General features: G+C 71.9%; 8 protein-coding genes. 6 read left to right on the top strand and 2 right to left on the bottom strand.

What is annotated here, in order from left to right; translation table 11 throughout:
- The first annotated feature begins 15 nt into the window (after positions 1–15).
- From QSK17_RS27815 to QSK17_RS27790, 6 genes are all read left to right on the top strand, one after another.
- Complete coding sequence (locus QSK17_RS27815) at positions 16–1,596, top strand: hypothetical protein (protein ID WP_285708340.1); 1,581 nt, start codon at positions 16–18, stop codon at positions 1,594–1,596.
- A gap of 4 nt (positions 1,597–1,600) precedes the next feature.
- Positions 1,601–6,136 carry a DEAD/DEAH box helicase family protein gene (locus QSK17_RS27810; protein ID WP_285708339.1) on the top strand — a complete coding sequence of 1,512 codons (4,536 nt, stop codon included), beginning with the start codon at positions 1,601–1,603 and terminating at the stop codon, positions 6,134–6,136.
- A gap of 108 nt (positions 6,137–6,244) precedes the next feature.
- Positions 6,245–7,780 (top strand): TIGR02677 family protein, encoded by a 1,536-nt coding sequence (locus QSK17_RS27805; RefSeq protein WP_285708338.1) that lies wholly within the window; start codon positions 6,245–6,247, stop codon positions 7,778–7,780.
- A complete protein-coding gene (locus QSK17_RS27800) occupies positions 7,777–9,216 on the top strand; it encodes a TIGR02678 family protein (RefSeq protein WP_285708336.1) in 1,440 nt (479 codons plus the stop codon). The genes QSK17_RS27805 and QSK17_RS27800 overlap by 4 nt, the downstream gene beginning before the upstream one ends.
- On the top strand, positions 9,213–13,292 hold the full coding sequence (locus tag QSK17_RS27795; protein WP_285708335.1) for a TIGR02680 family protein: 4,080 nt from the start codon (positions 9,213–9,215) through the stop codon (positions 13,290–13,292). Before QSK17_RS27800 ends, QSK17_RS27795 begins: the two co-directional genes overlap by 4 nt.
- The gene (locus QSK17_RS27790; protein WP_285708334.1) at positions 13,285–14,490 is read left to right on the top strand and encodes a TIGR02679 family protein; all 1,206 of its coding nucleotides are present in this window, start codon (positions 13,285–13,287) and stop codon (positions 14,488–14,490) included. Before QSK17_RS27795 ends, QSK17_RS27790 begins: the two co-directional genes overlap by 8 nt.
- A 37-nt stretch (positions 14,491–14,527) precedes the next feature.
- Here the strand turns inward: QSK17_RS27790 and recD2 are convergent, their stop codons facing one another.
- Complete coding sequence (gene recD2, locus QSK17_RS27785) at positions 14,528–16,630, bottom strand: SF1B family DNA helicase RecD2 (RefSeq protein ID WP_285708333.1); 2,103 nt, start codon at positions 16,628–16,630, stop codon at positions 14,528–14,530.
- 130 nt (positions 16,631–16,760) lie between these two features.
- Positions 16,761–17,846 carry a 2-hydroxyacid dehydrogenase gene (locus tag QSK17_RS27780; RefSeq protein WP_285708331.1) on the bottom strand — a complete coding sequence of 362 codons (1,086 nt, stop codon included), beginning with the start codon at positions 17,844–17,846 and terminating at the stop codon, positions 16,761–16,763.
- Between the last annotated feature and the right edge of the window lies 1 nt (position 17,847).

Genomic DNA, 17,847 nt, shown 5'->3' with positions numbered 1-17,847 from the left:
AGGGATCATCACACCATGCCTGACCGCCAGACCTTCGACGCATCGGCCCTCCTCGACCTACTCGAGCGGTCGTGGGGTGCACAGTTGCGGCGGGTGTCGCTGGTCATCGAAGCCGAGGTGACCGAAGAGACGATCGAGGCGGCGGCCGACGCGCTGGGGACGGCCTACCGGCGACTCGGCCATCAGGAGCTTGCCACCCGCTGGCCCGCGTGCGTCGCGGTGAGTCTCGCCGGGATCGCCGCCCGCCACGATCCGGACAGCCCGTTCTGGCCGCACTGGTGGGCGGCCACCCACCATCGGGGGAGCCCGAGTAGGTGGGGTGCCGCGTTCCTGAACGCGTTGCGCGCCTTCGGCCTGCCCGCCGATCGGGACGCCAAGCAGTCGATCATGACGCATGCCGGTTTCGGCACCTCGGCTTCCGGCGATACGGGCGAGGCTCCGCCGCTCCATCTCGACCCCTTCGGGCAGGGGGTTCAGCGTGCCGGCGCGCCGCTGCCCCGCCCCACGGAGGAGACCCTGCTGGTGTTCGCCGAAGACGGACGACATCTGTCCGCGGAGCTGCCGCCCCGGCCGGTCTGGGTCGTCCACCCCCGGGACCGTGAGCCGACCGCGGACGTCCCGCTCCGGACGCTCGCCGAAAGCCTGCTCCCCCTTGAGTGGGAGGGCTGGCGGCTCGCGCAGGTCGACCTGGGGAACGCGGCCTGGCTGGCGCTGACGGACGGACCGCGCCATACGGTCAGGAAACGGTCCAGGCCACGGCTGTCGGCCTGCCGGCCCGTCCCCGGCGTGACCACACCGGACGGCTCCGCCGTACTGGCCTCTCCTCCCGCTCTGTGGCTGCCGAAGGGGGACTGGACGGTCACAGTGGAGCGTGCCGGCACTCACCCGGCTGGTCCCGCCGACCACGCCGATCTCTGGGCGGGACTGCCACGGCCGCTGCTCGGCACGTTCATCGTCACCGCCAGAACCCCGGGCGGCCGGGTGACCCGGGAGACCGTGACCGTCGCGGAAGGGCTGGCGGTGCGCTACGAGCCGCCGGTCCGGCTCTTCGACGACGAAGGCCTGATGCCGTCGGACGTCTCATTCGCCGCGGAGCCCGGCTTGACGGTGACGCCCCAGGCGCTGGCCTTCGCCTCGCGCGAGCAGCTGCGCCGGATCACCTGCGTCGCCTCCGGCCAGGTCACGGAGCTCATCATCACCCCGCCGCGCATGCGGGTACGGACCGGAGGGGAATGGCACACCGCTCCGCTTCACCTCACCAGGGCCGCTGTGGAGGAACTGGAGACGCTACGGCTGGACATCCCCGGCATCCGGGAGAGGCTTCCCATCGAGGTCGTCGCCGAACCCGCCGACGAAAGCAGCAGTGACGCCGCCACCGAAAGCGGGAGGACCGGGAGTGGGGAGACCGTGCAGGTGTTGACCCCGCACGCGCGTGGCGACTATCCATTGCGACGGGTGCTGGACACCCTGGACGCGAGTCTGGACGCGCACCAGAACATCGCCCTGATGGTCAGAGTGGGCGGGCACACCGTACCGCTGGCCTTCATCTCCCCCGGAGAGCGACATGTCCCGGATCCATGGCTCTGCAACGATTGACGGCATGGATCCTCTCGCGACCGGCGCGCTCATCACCGGCACCTACCGGCGCTACCTACGTTCGCTGCTGCCGGTGCGGGATCCCGGGATCGCCGCGGCCCTGGCCGCGGAGGTGGCGGCGAGCCCGCTGCTGACCAAGGGGCCGTTGCTGGAGGCCACCCCGCCCTACCGGACCGGGGCGACCCTGCGCGAGCTGATCGGCGAAGGCGTTCTCGATCCGGCCTTCGCCGCGCTCACCGGCCCCGCGCTCCCGGCGGACCGCCCGCTCTACCTGCATCAGGAGCAGGCGCTCCGCAAGGCGGCCACGGGACGGAACCTGGTGGTGGCCACCGGCACCGGCTCGGGCAAGACGGAGAGCTTCCTGCTGCCCGTGCTGTCCCACCTCACTGCGCAGCTGGCGCGCGGTGAACTCGGGCCCGGCGTGCGCGCACTGCTGCTGTACCCGATGAACGCCCTGGCCAACGACCAGCTCAAGCGGTTGCGAGATCTCCTCGCCGCGGTGCCGTCCATCACATTCGGCCGGTACACCGGGGACACCCCGGAAAGCGCCCGTCAGGGCGCCGCGCTGTTCGAGGAGCTTCATCCAGGTACGCCCCGGCTCCGCAACGAACTGCTGAGCCGGGAGGAGATGCGGGCGGCTCCCCCTCACCTGCTGCTGACGAACTACGCGATGCTGGAGTACCTGTTGCTCCGGCCGGCCGACCTGGAGCTCTTCGAGAAACAGGACACCTGGCGGTTCGTGATCCTGGACGAGGCACACGTGTACGACGGGGCTCGCGCGGAGGAACTCGGCATGCTGCTGCGGCGGCTGCGCGACCGGGTCGCACGCGGACGGCCCCTTCAGTCCATCGCGACCAGCGCAACGGTCGGTGACCAGCCGGGCGCCGTGATGGAGTTCGCGAGCCGGTTGTTCGACTCCCCCTTCGAGTGGGTGCCCGGCGACCCCGCGCGGCAGGATCTGGTGAGCGCGGCACGGGTGGACATGCCGTCCGGTCCCTTCTGGGGTCCGCTCACCGCCGAGGAGTACCGCAAACTCGCGGTGCACGAGGACCCGGGAAACGAGCTGGTCCGGCGCTCCGGCCTGCCCGACGCCGGTACGGCTCTCGCCCACGAGCACACCATGGCGACCCTGCGGGGCACGCTGTCCCGGGGGCCCCGGCCGTTCGCCGAGCTCGCCCGGCTGCTCTTCGGCGGGCAGGAGGCCCCGGAAGAGGGTCTAGCAGCGCTGATCGCCGTGAGCGGTTCGGCGCTGTCTGCCCGATACCACCTGTTCGCTCGTGCCACCGAAGGCGCTTTCACCTGCCTCACCCCTGCCGGCCCCCATGTGTCGCTGGCCCGCCGCGAGGTCTGTACGGCATGCGCCGGCGTCATGTTCGAGTTCGGGGCCTGTAAACGGTGCGGAGCGGTCCATCTGATCGGCACGGTGGAGCACGCCTCCGGCGGACAAGTGTTCAGCCCGCGGGCGACCAGGGTCGATACACGGGTCTGGCTGCTGCTCGGCGACAGCCCGAACGTCACCGACGAGGACGACGAGACACTGGAGGACCTGCCGGAGACCGAGGCGCAGGACGCGTTCCTGTGCGGCACGTGCGGGGCGCTGAGTGCCGGACCGGCCGACACGTGCTGCGACGCGCCCCATCCGCGGCCGGTGCGACGGCTCGCCTCCACGGCCGACTCGCCCAGCGGCTGTCTGGCCTGCGGCGCCCGGGGCACGGCCATGATCCGCCAGTTCGAGAGCGGAAACGAGGCCGCGGCGGCCGTGCTGGCCACGACCCTCTATCAGGCGCTCAGCCCGATGCCCGAGCACGAGGACCGTCCAGGGGGCGGGCGCAAGCTGCTCACCTTCAGCGACAGCCGCCAGGCCGCGGCGTACTTCGCCCCGTACCTGGAGTCGAGCTACGGCCAGATCCAGCAGCGGCGGCTGATCCTCGCAGGTCTCCGGCGAGCTTGCGCCCGGGACGACGACGCCACGGTGGACGACGTGGTGGACGAGGTGGTCAGGGCCGCGGGGGAGGCTGGGGTGTTCGAACGGCGGACCTCCCGGCAGCAGCGGCGCCGCGCGGTGGCCCTGTGGGTGATGCGGGAACTCGTCGCGATGGACGAACGCCAGTCCCTGGAAGGGCTGGGCCTGATGCGGGTGGAACTGGACCGGGATCCGGGCTGGCGGCTGCCGGCGCCGTTGCTCGAGCTGGGCCTCACGGAGCGGGAGTGCTGGCTGCTCCTGACCGAGCTGGCCCACTCGCTGCGCCGGCAGGGCGTGCTGAGCATGCCGGAGGAGGTCGATCCGCGTGACGAGCTGTTCGATCCGCGCCGTGGTCCGATCTACGTCCGCGGCGACGGCGCCGAAGCCAGGCTGAAGGTACTGAGCTGGCTGCCGACCCGTGGCGTCAACCGGCGGCTCGACTACCTGCGCCGGGTCCTCGCCGCCCTCGGCTCCGACGCGGACGCCCGTGAGATCCTGGACGGCTGCTGGAAACTCCTCACCTCGCTGCGGGATGGCTGGCTGGTTTCGGCCGCCCTGCCCAGGCTCGGCCGGGTCCACCAGCTGGATCACACCTGGCTGAAGCTGTCCCCCGCCACCCGGATCCATCGCTGCGACCTGTGCCACCGGGTCGGCGCGGACTCGCTGCGCGGGATCTGCCCGACACTCGGCTGCCGGGGGGTTCTCGGCCCGGCGGAGCCGGACGCGGACGACCACCATCGGGTGCTCTATCAGGAGATGACACCGGTTCCGCTGCTGGCCCGGGAGCACACCGCCCAGTGGACCGGCCTGGAGGCCGCCGACATCCAGCAGCGCTTCCTGCGCGGCGAGGTCAACGTGCTGTCCTGCTCCACCACGTTCGAACTCGGCGTGGACGTCGGTGAACTGCAGGCGGTGATGCTGCGCAACATGCCGCCGACCACGGCCAACTACATCCAGCGGGCCGGGCGGGCCGGGCGGCGGGCCGATTCCGCCGCGCTCGTGCTGACCTATGCCCAGCGCCGCTCGCACGACCTGTCGCGTTACCAGGAGCCGGAGACGATGATCTCCGGCCAGGTGCGGGCACCGTACGTGCCGCTGGGCAACGACCGGATCGACCGGCGTCATGCCCACTCGGTGGCGCTCGCGGCCTTCTTCCGGCACGCCAAGGAGACCTCGGGCACGGTCTGGAAGACCGCCGGCGACTTCTTCCTCTCCGGCGGGACGCCCCAGGTCAGGGCGTTCCTCACCCCGGTCCCCGCCGACGTGCTCGCCTCGCTGCGGCGGGTGCTCCCTGCACCGGTCGCCGCCACTCTGGGGGTGGAGACGGGCGCGTGGGTGGACGTGCTGTGTGATCTCCTGGAACAGGTACGCCTGGAGCTCACCCAGGACATCGAGGCGTTCGAGGAGCGCCGTCAGGAGGCGTTCGCGCAGCGCCGCAGCGACCTCGCCGCACGTTACGAGCGTACGGTCAACACGCTGACCCGACGCCCCCTGATCGGCTTCCTGGCCAACCGGAACGTGCTCCCGAAGTACGGCTTCCCGGTGGACAGTGTGGAGCTGCGCACCGCGCACTGCGACAGCCAGGTGGGAGCCCGCCTGGAGCTCAGCCGCGACCTGTCCTCGGCGATCTACGAGTACGCTCCCGGCTCCGAGGTGGTCGCCGGCGGCGTGCTGTGGCGTTCGGCGGGGGTCTACCGGCTGCCCGGGCGTGAGCTGATCAGCAGGTACTACACGGTCTGCCGTTCCTGCCAGCACTATCGTGAGGGCGACCGGACGCTGGAGGCGGCCTGCCCCGCCTGCGGCAGTCCCGGCGACGGGCCGCTGCGGCAGTACTACGTACCGGAGTTCGGCTTCGTCGCCGACCCGCGCACCGCCAAACCGTCCGGCGCCCCGCCGAAAACCTCCTGGCGCGGCGCCACACACGTCGTCTCCCTGGGCGAGGAGCTGGCCGAACGGCACTGGACGGCGCCGAGCCGTGCCAGCGTCTGGTGCCGTTCCGGTTCCCGGGGACGGCTGGTCGTCCTGTCCGAGGGCACCTCCGGCAGCGGGTTCCTGATCTGCGACTGGTGCGGCTGGGGTACCGCCAAGGTCGGCAAGACCGCGAAGTCGCATGTCCACCCACTGCGCCGGACGGCGTGCACCGGACCGCTGCGCTGGCGCTCCCTGGCGCACAGTTACGAGACCGACATCCTGGAACTGCGCCTCGACGCGCCCGGCGTGACCGGTTCCGGGCAGTTGCGCTCCGCCCTGTACGCCCTGCTCGAAGGTGCCGCCGAGGGCCTGGAGATCAGCAGGAACGACGTGGACGGAGTGATCAATCCCGGCTCCGACGGCCGGACCGGCCTGGCGATCTTCGATACGGTGCCGGGAGGTGCGGGCAGTGCGCTGCGGATCGCGGAGGCGCTTGACGTGGTCACTGCCGCGGCCCTGCGCCGGGTCGCCTCCTGCGACTGCGGGACGGAGACCTCCTGCTACGGCTGCCTGCGCACCCGGCGAAACGAGCGCTACCACGACCAACTCAGCCGGGAGGCGGCGTTGCGTGTGCTCACCGCGGTGACCCCGCTGACCCTGGTGTGAGAGCCGCGGGTGGCGGAGCGGGACATCCTCCGGAGCGGTCCGTTCCGTCGACGGCATGCGGCATCCTTGATGGCATTCACCTCTGGCGCCCCAAGCGGATGGAAGGCCATGGACCCACTCGCCCCCGAACCCTCCGTAGCGGGCGGCTCCTTCGGGATAGACGCGTTCACTCTCGACGACCGGATGCGGCTGTTCCATTTCGCCGCCGCGGAGAAGCGCAACGAGTACCTCTGGCTGCTCCGCGCCTTCGACCGCGGCCGGGCCAACTACCAGGTGCTGCTGCACGCCGGCAGCGCGCGGGATCTGCTCGCGCAGCTGCGTGCGGAGCACCCGGCCTGCCCGGAGATCGGTGAGGTGCAGCCGCTGCTCGACTCGCTGAACGACTGGCGGCTGCTCGACCGGAGCTATGACGGGACCCGGGCCGCCAACCTGGCCGAGTACCGCAACCGGCATTACGTCTACCAGTTCACCCAGGCGGGCTACCGGGCGTACCGCGCGGTCGAGGACGTGCTCGGGGCAACCCTGGAAGACGCTCAACTATCAAGGCTGATATTTCCCGACATTCTGACCGACCTGCAGGCGCTGGCGACGGCCAACGAGGTCGGCGACGCCGACGAGGTCTACCGCAAGCTCAGCCGCCTGGACCAGGTCCTGGGCGACATGGCGCAGCGGGCGGCCCGTTTCTACCTGATGCTCGGCGATCTCGCCCGGACCAATGACACCCGGCCCGAGGTCTTCCTCCGGCACAAGGACGCGCTCCTCACCCACATGCGCGAGTTCACCGCGGAGCTGGCCCGCTACACCCCCCGCCTGGCGGCGGCCGTGCACACCGTGGCGGAGACCGGAGTGGACCGGCTGATCGCGCAGGCCACCTCCGCGGACGACCGGCTCTTCCGCACGGCCAGTGAGCGGGAGGACGACTGGCGGCAGCGCTGGGCCGGTCTGACCCACTGGTTCGGCACCGGCACCGGCACCGGCCGCGACGCGCCCACCGAGGCCGACCGGCTGCAGACGGCTACCGTCACCGCGATCGCGGGCGTGCTCGCCCTGCTCAGAAGGGTGACCGAGGCGCGTCGCGGGGGCGTCAGCCGGGAAAGCCAGCTACGCCACCTGGCGCAGTGGTTCGTCTCCTGCCCGGACGACGAGGCGGCGCACGGACTCTTCCAGGCCGTCTTCGGCCTCGGCGGGCCACGCCACATCGCGGTGCCGCACGAGGACCCCGAGCTCATCCCGGCCCGGCTGTCCTGGTGGGACGCCGACCCCGTACCGCTCGCGCGGGGCCTGGTGGAGGCCGGCCGGGAACCGCGGAAGACCGGGAGCACCGCGAGGATCGAACGGAACGACGCCCAGCGGGAACGGCTGCGCACCGAGCAAATCAAGCTCCAGCGGGAACGCCGCGGCGCCGCCCTCGCGCTGGCGGCTGACGGCCTCTACGACCGGGTGCTGGACGAGCCGGAGACCCAAGCACTGCTCGGCCTGCTCGACCTCGCTCTCAGCGCCCGTGTCCCGGCGAGCCGGACCGTCACCGCGAGCGGCTCCGCGCACGGCGTCCGGCTCACGCTGCGCCCGTGCGAGGGGTCCACCACGGTCAGGACCGTACGCGGCAGGCTCCACCTGTCCGGCGTCAGGTTGGAGATGTCATGATTTCGAACCAGGAGCGGGAGGGGTACGGGGGCTCGGCGGAGCGGAACACGCACCGCGTCGCCAAAGATGTGAGCCCGCTGGACCTGGCCGACTACCAGCGCGCGGTACGGGTGCTGCTCAGCAACCCGCTCATCACCGACGCCTACCCCGACCGCCGCTCGCTGCCCCTTGTCAGGCGGTGGGCGGCCCAGCTGCGTACCGATGTGCACGAGGCGCTCGGCTACCGCCTGGTGACCACGGCGAACACGGCTCGGCTGTTGCGCGTCCAGGACGAACTCGACACCGCCCGCCCCGCTCGGACGAGAACCGACCGTCCCTTCGACCGCCGCCGCTACGCCTATCTGGTGCTGACACTCGGCGCGCTCGGCAGGTCCGGCACCCAGATCTCGCTGAGCGAGCTGGCCGACTCCGTCGGCGCCGACGCCACCCGCGTGGACGGGCTCGGCCTCGACACCGAGAACAAGCCGCACCGCGACGCTTTCGTCGACGCCGTCGCCTGGCTGGAGGCTCGCGGTGCGCTGTCCCTGGCCGACGGCTCGGCAGCCGACTGGGTCAACAACCCCGACCGGGCCGAGGCGCTCTACGACATCGATCGCGAGATCGTCTTCGCCATCTACACGCCGAGCCGGGTCCTGCAACACCTGCGGTCGGTGACCGCGCTGCTGGAAACGGATCATGGTCTCGCCCAGGGCCAGACGACGCAGCGCAAAACGGCCGCCCGCAAGGCCAGACGGCTGGTGCTGGAACAGCCGGTCGTCTACTACGCCGACGCCGACGAGACGATCCGCGGCCAGCTCAGGCACGCCTCGCTCGGCGAGGACCTGGAAAGGTTGACCGGCCAGACCGTGGAGCGGCGCGCGGAGGGTGTGGCGATCGTCGACGCCTCCGGGCGGCTGTCCGACGTGCGATTCCCCAGCGGTGGCACTCCTTCGCAGGCCGCGCTGCTGCTGTCGGCCCGGATCGCCAGGTACGTGGCGGACGAGGATCCGCCGAGGCTGCCCGCCGCCACCGCCGCCGAGCGGAACGAGGCCGCCGCGGCGAGGATCGACGCGGGCCTGCCCATCACCGGCATCCTGGACGAGTTGAGCGAGCCCGCCCCCGCGCCCCACGGGAACCCGGACGACCCGGAGAACCCGGGCGGCGCGGCGGAGGCCGCGGAGCCGGCCACCTACCCGTTCATCGCCGACGCCTGGCTGCGCTCGGCGATGCGGGAGCTGAACGACGTCTACGGCGCCGCCTTCGCCGTGGCCTGGCGGGGCGATCCCGACCGGCTCCTGCGCGAGGCGGTGAGACTCCTCGCCTCCCTCCGCCTGGTCGCGAAGATCGACGGCGGTGTACTGGCGCTGCCGCTGCTCGCCCGCTACCGGGGCACCACCGCGGTGGTCAAACGCCGCAACAAGCCGACTCCCCTCTTCGACATCGAGGATGTTTCGTGACGCGGTTCGTACCGACCCGGGCAGGCATCATCAACCTCTGGGACTACCGGGACGAGGAGTTCGCCTTCGCCGGCGGCTGGCTGATCCTGCGCGGCCCCAACGGCTCGGGCAAGACCAAGGCGCTCGAGGTGCTGTTCCCCTTCGTACTGGACGGTCGGATCGACCCCAAGCGGCTCAACCCGTTCGCCTCCGAGGACCGCACGATGAAGTCCAACCTGCTCTTCCGCGGGCAGGACAGCGCGGTCGGGTACGTCTGGATGGAGCTGCGGCATCGCGACACGGGCGAGTCGGTCACGATCGGCATCGGGCTGCACGCCCAGCGGCACCGGGACACCCCGGTGCGCTGGCATTTCATCGCCGAAGGCCGGGTAGGTGAGGACTTCTCGCTCATCACCCCCGACGACCGGCCGATGAGCAGGAAACAACTCATCGAAGAGCTCGGCGAGAACGCGATCACGGCCACCCCGTCGGATTACCGGCACGCGATCGACCAGCGGCTGTTCGGCCTGGGCCGCGAGCGGTACGAACAGCTCATCACGCTCATTCTGACGTTGCGCCGCCCGCAGCTGGCCAAGAACCTCGACCCCGGCAAGCTCTCCGACACGCTCACCGACGGGCTACGGCCGGTCGACGACGATCTAATCGCCGAGGCGGCCCGTTCCTTCGACGACATGGAGACCGTACAGCGGACCCTGGAGGGGCTGATCGCCGCCGACGAGGCGACGCAGTCCTTCCTGGCCAGTTACACGACGTACCTGCGCGCGCACGCGCGCTGGGCGGCCGACGCGCTCACCCGTCGCCGTGAGGTCACCGGGGCTCACCGTGCCGGGCTTGGGGAGGCCACCGCGGCGCTGGCCACGGCCGAGCGGGCCCAGACGGAGTCGGCACGCACACTGTCCGCCGCGGAGGACACCCTGGCCGGGCTCCGCGCCCGGCTGGAACAGCTCAAGAGCAGCGCCGGCTACCAGGCCCTCGAACAGCTCGCCGATCTCGAACGGCTGGTGCGGACCTGTGCGGAGACCGCCTCGGCGGCCGAGACGGAGCTGGAGCGGCGGGCCGGCACCACCCACCGGGCGCAGGCCGAGCTGGCCGACGCGCGGCGGACCCTCGCCGAACTTGAGGCGGCGGTCTCACGCACCGCGACCGAACTGGCCGACGAAGCCGCGGCGGCGGGGATCGGCTGGTCCCCCGCGGACGCGGAACCGGACGGCTTCGCCGAGCGGGTGGGTGGCCGGGTGGCCGCCCGCACCGGCGACGTACGGGCGATCCGCGCGGCGATCCAGACGCACCGCAGCGCCGGGCAGATCCGGGACCTCGCCCAGGTGGCCCTCGACAAGGCGTCGGCGGCGGTCGCGGCGGCGGAACTGGCCGAGGCCGAGGCGGCCGGTGCGGTCCAGACCGCCCGTGAGAACGCCGGTGAGCAGCTCGCCCAGTGGGCGCTGCGCCATCACGACGTCCTCGCCGACGGGCCGGGGGCGGGACTGCTGGAGGCGCTGGAACAGGCGCTGGAGCAGGCGGGCGAGCCCGACGCCCCCGGGCTGGACGCGGTCTTCTCCACCGTGAGCGCCCCTGCGGTGGCGGACCTCCGCGATTCCCAGGCGCAGATCAGAGCCGAGCTCGGCTCGGCGCGGCGGGACAGGTCGCAGGTCGAGGCGGAGCGGGGGCGGATCGCCGCCGAACGCGACGACGCTCCGCCCCCGTTCGCCGCCCGTACCGCCCCCAGGGACGGCAAGCCCGGAGCGCCGCTCTGGCGTCTGGTCAGGTTCGCCGACCATGTGCCCGAGGAACGCGCCGCGTCGGTCGAGGCGGCCCTTGAGGCGGCCAACCTGCTCGACGCCTGGGTGGCCCCCGGCGACGCCCCGGTCGCCGCCGGAGACTCCGAGGGCTATCTCGTCCCGGCCGCCCCGGTGGCCGGAGCGAGTCTCGCGGACCTGCTGGTTCCCGAGGAGGAAACGGTCGTTCCGGCCGAACGGATCACCGCCATCCTTCGCTCGGTGGCCCTGGACGGGGCCGGCCCGGTGATCTCGCCCGACGGCCGGTTCGCCCAGGGAATCCAGGTCGGAGCGCATCACAAGCCCCACGCGGAATACGTGGGCGCGACCGCGCGTGCCCGCCGCCGCGCCGTACGGCTCGCCGAATGCGACGCCCGCATCGCCGCGCTGACCGAGGCCGTCGCGGCGTTGGAGCGGCGCGCGGCCCAGGCGGAGAACACGTTGGAGGCGATCGCCGCCGCACGCGCCGGGCTGCCGAAGACCGGACCGATCGTGGCCGCCCTGCGGGAGCACGAGCGCGCGGCCGGGCGCCTGCGCGCCACCCGTGAAGGGGCCGACGACGCGCAGACGGCCTACGACGAGGCGGTCGCCGCCTGCGGCGCCGCCGAGCGCGCGCTGCGCCGGGCGGGAGCCGAGCACGCGTTGGACCCCGGATGCGTGGACGAGGTGGCCCACGCCGTACAACGCTTCGAGACCGCGGCCGGGACGCTCGTCGGACGCCGGCGCGAGGAAGAGCGGCAGCATGACGTGGTGCGCGGCGCCACGGACCGTCTTGAGTCCGCCGCCGACGACGAAGCGTCCGCGGCCCGGATCGAGCAGGCCGCGCGGCGGCGACACACGGAGGAGGCCGCCAAGCTCGACGCGCTCCGTAAGACGATGGGAGCCGAGGCCGGCGCGGTGCTCGCCGAACTCCAGCAGGCCGAGGCGGGCATCGCCGTCGCCTCGCGCGAGCTGGAGTCGGCCCGCGAAGCCGAGCGGGAGGCGCTCGCCGCGGCCGCAGGCGCCCGGGCCAGGCTCGACGCCGCTCGGGAGGCACTGAACGTCGCCTCGGCCGAGGAGCGGCAGACCGCCAGAGCGCTGGCTCCATTCGCCCGGCGTGAACTACTTGACGTGCTCAGATGCCCGGCCGGTCTGTCGTGGCCCGCGCAGGAGGCGGACTGGCTGGGCGAGGAGCTGCCCGCCGAGGTGAGCGCGGTACACGAGGCGATCCTGGCCGTGACCCGCGACCTGACCCCCACCGAGGTCTCGCTCAAGCAGTCCACGACCCGACTCACCAAGGCCCTGGACGAGCTCCAGGCGCAGCTCGCCGCGGCCGGGCAGGACTACCGGCCCGAGTGGGACGGCTCGGACGGCGTGATCGTGGTCAGGGTCACCGACGAGGAGGGGCCGCTGCCCGTGGGCTCCTTCGCCGCGAAGATGGCCGCCAGCCGCCGTGACCAGCAGCAGCTCCTCAGCAACTCCGAGCAGCGCATCCTGGAGGACGCGCTGCTCACTCGGCTGGCCCAGCAGATCCACGACCGTACCGTGGACGCCCGCGACCTGATCAGGCGGATGAACGCGGAGATGCGGTCGCGCCGCATGTCGTCCGGGACCACGGTCGGGGTGAGCTGGCAGCTCTCCGACGATCTCGACGACGAGCAGCGGGCGGTCTGCGGCCTGCTCGACGCGGACGCCGCCCGGCTCGGCCCCGACGAGCTGACCCGGATGCGTGGCCATTTCGCCACCCAGATCAAGAACGCGCGGGCCCGCGAGCGGGAGACTCCGTACAAGGAGCTGCTGTCCAAGGTGCTCGACTACCGCCGCTGGCGGCAGTTCACGTTCCAGCTCATCCGGCCCGGCGGGGCCGAGGAGCGTCTCACCCGGGCCAAGCACAGCCGGCTGTCCGGCGGCGAACAGTCGGTGTCGCTGCACCTGCCGCTGTTCGCCGCGGCGCACGCCATGCTCAACTCGGCCCGCCCCGACGCGCCACGGCTGCTCGCGCTGGACGAGGCGTTCGCCGGCGTGGACGACACGGGACGCAGCGAACTGATGAGCCTGGCCGCCCAGTTCGACCTCGATCTGTTCATGACCGGATACGACCTGTGGGCCGCCCACGCCGCCGTACCCGCCGCGGCGCACTACGACCTGGCCCACTCTCCGGTGGACCACACGGTCAGCGCGTTGCTCCTGGTCTGGGACGGCTCCGAGCTGCTCGCCGACGACGCGGGTGAACTGGCCGCCGCTCTCGGTTCTCCCGGCGTGCGCCGCGTGCCCTCGACGCCGACGATGGCAGACCTGGCAGACATGGCGGACGTTCATGGATGACCTGGACGGCGACGGCTGGCGGCGGCTACTCGCCGCCGCCAGGCGCCGGCTGGAACGGACCGGCGGGACGATCGAGGGGGCGGTGGGACTGGCCGACCCTTCCGACGCCGAGCGACGGGTGGTCATCGGCATCACCGGCAGCTACCGTCCCGAGAGCGTGAAGCGGCTCACCGTGCGGCTCGCCGACCTCGACCGCGCCCTGAACGGGGGGCTGCTGGCGACGCTCGCCGCGCTGGACGGTCCGGTCCGGGACCGGGCGGCGGAGCGGGCCGCCGAGGAGTCCCACCGGCAGTCGCTGCTGGCGGCGGCCGGGACCGCCGCCGGCGCCGCGGAGCCGTGGTTCGCCAAATGGCTCGCGGCGATGACCGCGGACGGCACGCTCACCCGCCTGATCCGGCGCGGCGACGCCCATCTGGTTGAGCAGGCGACGGCGGTGCTCGACCAGTTGCCCGCGGGCAACGTCCCGCTTCCGGTCCTGGCCGAGTCCGTCACCGGCGACACCAAGGCACTCGTGGCCGGCACTCCCCTGGCGACCCTCGTGCTGCGGGCCCTCGCGATCCGGTCGGGTTCCCCCGCGGTTCCCTCGAGCCGGGCGGAGCAGCGGGCTCTGTGGGAGTCCGTGGGCGTGATCATGGACGACATGGCCAGCCAGGTGCTGATACTCAACGTCCGGACCCGAGGCGGCAACCCGGTCTCCCGGTGGCTGGACGAGGCCGCCACCTTTGGCATCCCGTTCCGGCTCACCCTGCACCAGCAGGCGGAGCACCCGGTCGTGCCGGCCGGCGAGGAGATATTCGTCTGTGAGAACCCGGCGATCCTGCGCACCGCGGCCGCCGAGCTCGGGAAGGCGTCGGCCGCGTTGGTCTGCACCGAGGGGATCCCGTCCGCCGCCTGCCACAGGCTGCTCGCCGCCGCCGTTGCCGCCGGGTCACGACTGCGCTGGCGGGCCGACTTCGACTGGACCGGCCTGCGCATTGTGTCGGCCGCGATCACGCGGCATGGCGCGTCTCCCTGGCGGATGAGCGCCGCCGACTACGCGGCCGGCCTGGCGGAGGGCGAGTCCACGCCGCTCACCGGCAGCAGGACCGACAGCCCGTGGGAGCCGGGACTCGCCGAACTGATGGCCGCCGAAGGCCGGGCCGTCATGGAAGAACGCCTCATCCCCGTGCTACGCGCCGACCTCTCGCTCGACGCCTGATCAACGGCCGGCGCCGGCGGGCTCGGCCAGCGGGGTTTCAGAAGAGGTGGGCGAGGCGGTGGGAGAGGGCGGTGTTACGGCGGTGGCCGAGGCGGTGGACGGCGAGTTCCAGGGCCTTGCGCTGGCCGACGAGGACGACCCAGGAGCGGGCCCGGGTGACCAGGGTGTAGAGGAGGCGGCGGCGGAGCATGATGCCGCCCGACTCGGCGACGATGGGGGCGACCACGAAGGGGTACTCACTGCCCTGGGATCGGTGCACGCTGATGGCGTAGGCGTGGGTGAGGTCGTCGAGCTCGTCGAAGGCGTAGGTGACCGGGTCGCCGTCGTCGATCAGGATCTCCACGGTGCGGTCCTCCTGGTGAATGACGGTGATGGTGCCGGTCTCGCCGTTGAACACGCCCTTGTCGTAGTTGTTGCGGATCGGCATCACGCGGTCGCCGACGCGGAAGGCCGAGGCGCCGAACCAGTGTTCCGCCATGCCCACGGTGAGCGGGTTGATGCGTTCCTGGAGTCTGCGGCCGAGCTCGACGGTGCCCGCGGCGCCCTTGCGCATCGGGCAGAGCACCTGCACCTGACCGGGGTCGACGCCCTGCTTGCGGGGTATGGCCTCGGTCGCCAGATGGACCACCCGGTCCGCGACCGCCTCGGGGTCGTCGACCTCCTCGAACCAGAAGCCGCCGCCGCCCGGGGTGTACGGCACCTCCCCGGCCTTGATCTGGTGGGCCGCCTGGATGATGCCGCTGCCGTCGGCCTGCCGGTAGACGTGGGTGAGACGGACTCGGGGAGTCGCCTCGACCCGTAGCAGGTCGGCCAGCACGCTGCCGGGACCGATGCTGGGCAGTTGGTCGCCGTCGCCGACGAGCAGCAGGTGGCTGCCCGAGGGAATGGCGGAGCAGAGCCGGGTGGCCAGGTGCAGGTCGAGCATGGAGGCCTCGTCGATCACCACCAGGTCTGCCTGCACCGGGGTCTCGTCGAAGAGCGCGTCAGGGTCGGGCTCGTGTGCCAGCATCCGGTGGATCGTCATCGCGGGCAAGCCGGTCAGCTCCGACAGCCGCTTGGCCGCTTTCCCTGTGGGCGCGGCGAGCGTGACCGTGCCGCCCATCGCGCGTACGGTCGCCGCGACCACCTTCACCGTGTGGCTCTTACCGGATCCAGGTCCGCCGGTGAGCACGGAGACCGTGCTGGTCAGCGCCATCGTGACAGCCGCGCGCTGGTCGTCGTTGAGCCCGGCGTCCTCCTCGAAGTGCCGCATCGGGAGCGTCGAGGGGGCGTGCCAGATCCTGCCGAGCTCGGCAGCCAGCCTCATCTCGCGAGCGTGCAGCCCCTTGGCGTACACCACGGGGCCGTCCTCGATCACCACCCGGAACTCAGCTGCCAGGGCGTCGACCATCGCGCGGACGAGCTCCTCGTCCTGGTCGACCAGCCCGACCGTGCGTGTCAGGAGCGCCTGCATGGTCAGGTAGCAGTGCCCGTCGCGGCTTGCCGCGGCCTCCAGCCGGTCGAGAATCGCCGCCTTGATTCGTTGCGGGCTGCGCGCGGGGACCCCCGACTGCAGTGCGATCTTGTCAGCGGTGTGGAACGCGATGCCCCGCACCTGCCCGACGAGCCGGTAGGGGTCGGACCTCAGCACCTCGGTCGAGTCCGCCCCGAACACCTGGTAGATCTTGGCCGCGAGCAGCGGGCTGATCCCGAACCCCTGAAGCACCACCATCAGCGCGGCGATCGCCTTCTGCTCCTGCCAGGCATTCACGATCTGAGCCTGCCGGGCCGGACCGATGTTGACGACCTCGCGCAGCCTCTCCGGCTCACTGTCGATGACTGTCAGGCTGGTCTCGCCGAAGTGTTCCACGACGGCCTGGGCCAGCCGCGGCCCGATGCCCTTGATCAGGCCGGAGCCCAGGTATAGCTGGATGGCCCTGACCGTGGACGGGACGATCCGCTCGCATCCGGTCACCACCAGCCGCCGGCCGAAGCGCGGGTGGTCATCCCATTCGCCGGTGAGCCTGAGCGTCTCGCCCGGTTGCACTCCGGCCAGCGCCCGCCCCGACGCCACGAAAGCGGCATCGCCCTCGGCGCTCATCCGCGCGACCGTGTACTCGTCCTCGCGGACGAACACCAACTGCTCTACAGACGCCTCCACATCGGCAATCCAACCACCCGCACAACGGGAGGCCGGACCGCTCTCGCCCTGCTGGGGAAACATGCCCGCTCACTCCGATCACCACGGGCGACATCGTGACGGCCCACCACAGGGACAGCACGGAACCGGCTTACGGCACGGTCCTGGGCCCAAGGCCGGGCGCGTACGAGGATCGGCTCAAGGCATCGGCCACGGCCGGATTCGCGCAGTGCATGAGCGGCTCACCGCGTACGTAACGGGCCACTTCCTGGGCGACGATCTGGGCTGCCCTGGCCGCCGTCTCCTTGCTCGCGCCGGCCAGGTGCGGGGTCACCACGATGTTCGGCGTGGAGAGCAGCCGCGATCCCGCGGGGATCGGCTCCTCAGGGAAGACATCGAGCGCCGCGCCGAAGAGATGTTCCGCGTCGAGGGCGTCGCACAGGGCGTCGTAGTCCAGCAGGGCGCCCCTGGCGCAGTTGACGATGATCGATCCGGCCGGCATCGCGGCGATCTCGGCCGCGCCGATCATCCCGGTGGTCTCGGGCGTCACCCGCGCGTGCAGGGAGAGGAACCGCGAACGCGCCAGCAGTTCGTCCAACTCGACCAGCGTGACACCGGCTTCGAGGGCGTCGGGAGCCGCATATGGGTCGAAGACCAGCACGCGGGCGCCGAACCCCTGCAGCATCCGGGCGACCCGCATGCCGATCGCGCCGTAGCCGACCAGGCCCACGGTGCTCCCCTCCAGCTCCGGCCCTACACGGTCGTACCTGTAGTAGTCACCGCGCCACGTGCCCGCCGCGAGGTCCGCGTGAATGGCCGGGACGCGGCGGGCGGCCGCGAGCAGCATGGCCAGCGTGTGCTCGGCGGTGGCCGTGGCATTGCGGCCGGGGGCGAAAGTCACCGCGACTCCCGCCTTGGTCGCCGACTCGAGGTTGGCGTTGACGGGACCGCCACGGCTGACGCAGAAGAGCCTGAGATCGGGCGAGGCGCCGAGCACACGTTCCGTCAGCGGCGCCATCTGCGTCACGCAGACCTCGATCCCGCGCAGCGCCTCAATGAGCTCGTCCTCCACGTCGGACGCCTCGTCCACCTCGGCGACCCGACCGAAGGGCACCACCGGCCAGGGCAGCGTGAGCTCCCGCACGTCCAGCTCACCGGGAACCTCGCGCCTGAGCGCGTCGATCAGCAATTGATTGAGTACGAAGTGGTCGCCGGCGGCGAGGACGCGAATTGTCACA

Source organism: Microtetraspora sp. NBRC 16547 (assembly GCF_030268965.1).
GTDB lineage: Bacteria > Actinomycetota > Actinomycetes > Streptosporangiales > Streptosporangiaceae > Microtetraspora.
Note: the sequence above shows the minus strand (reverse complement) of the source record. Positions and strands in the feature narration are given on the sequence as shown.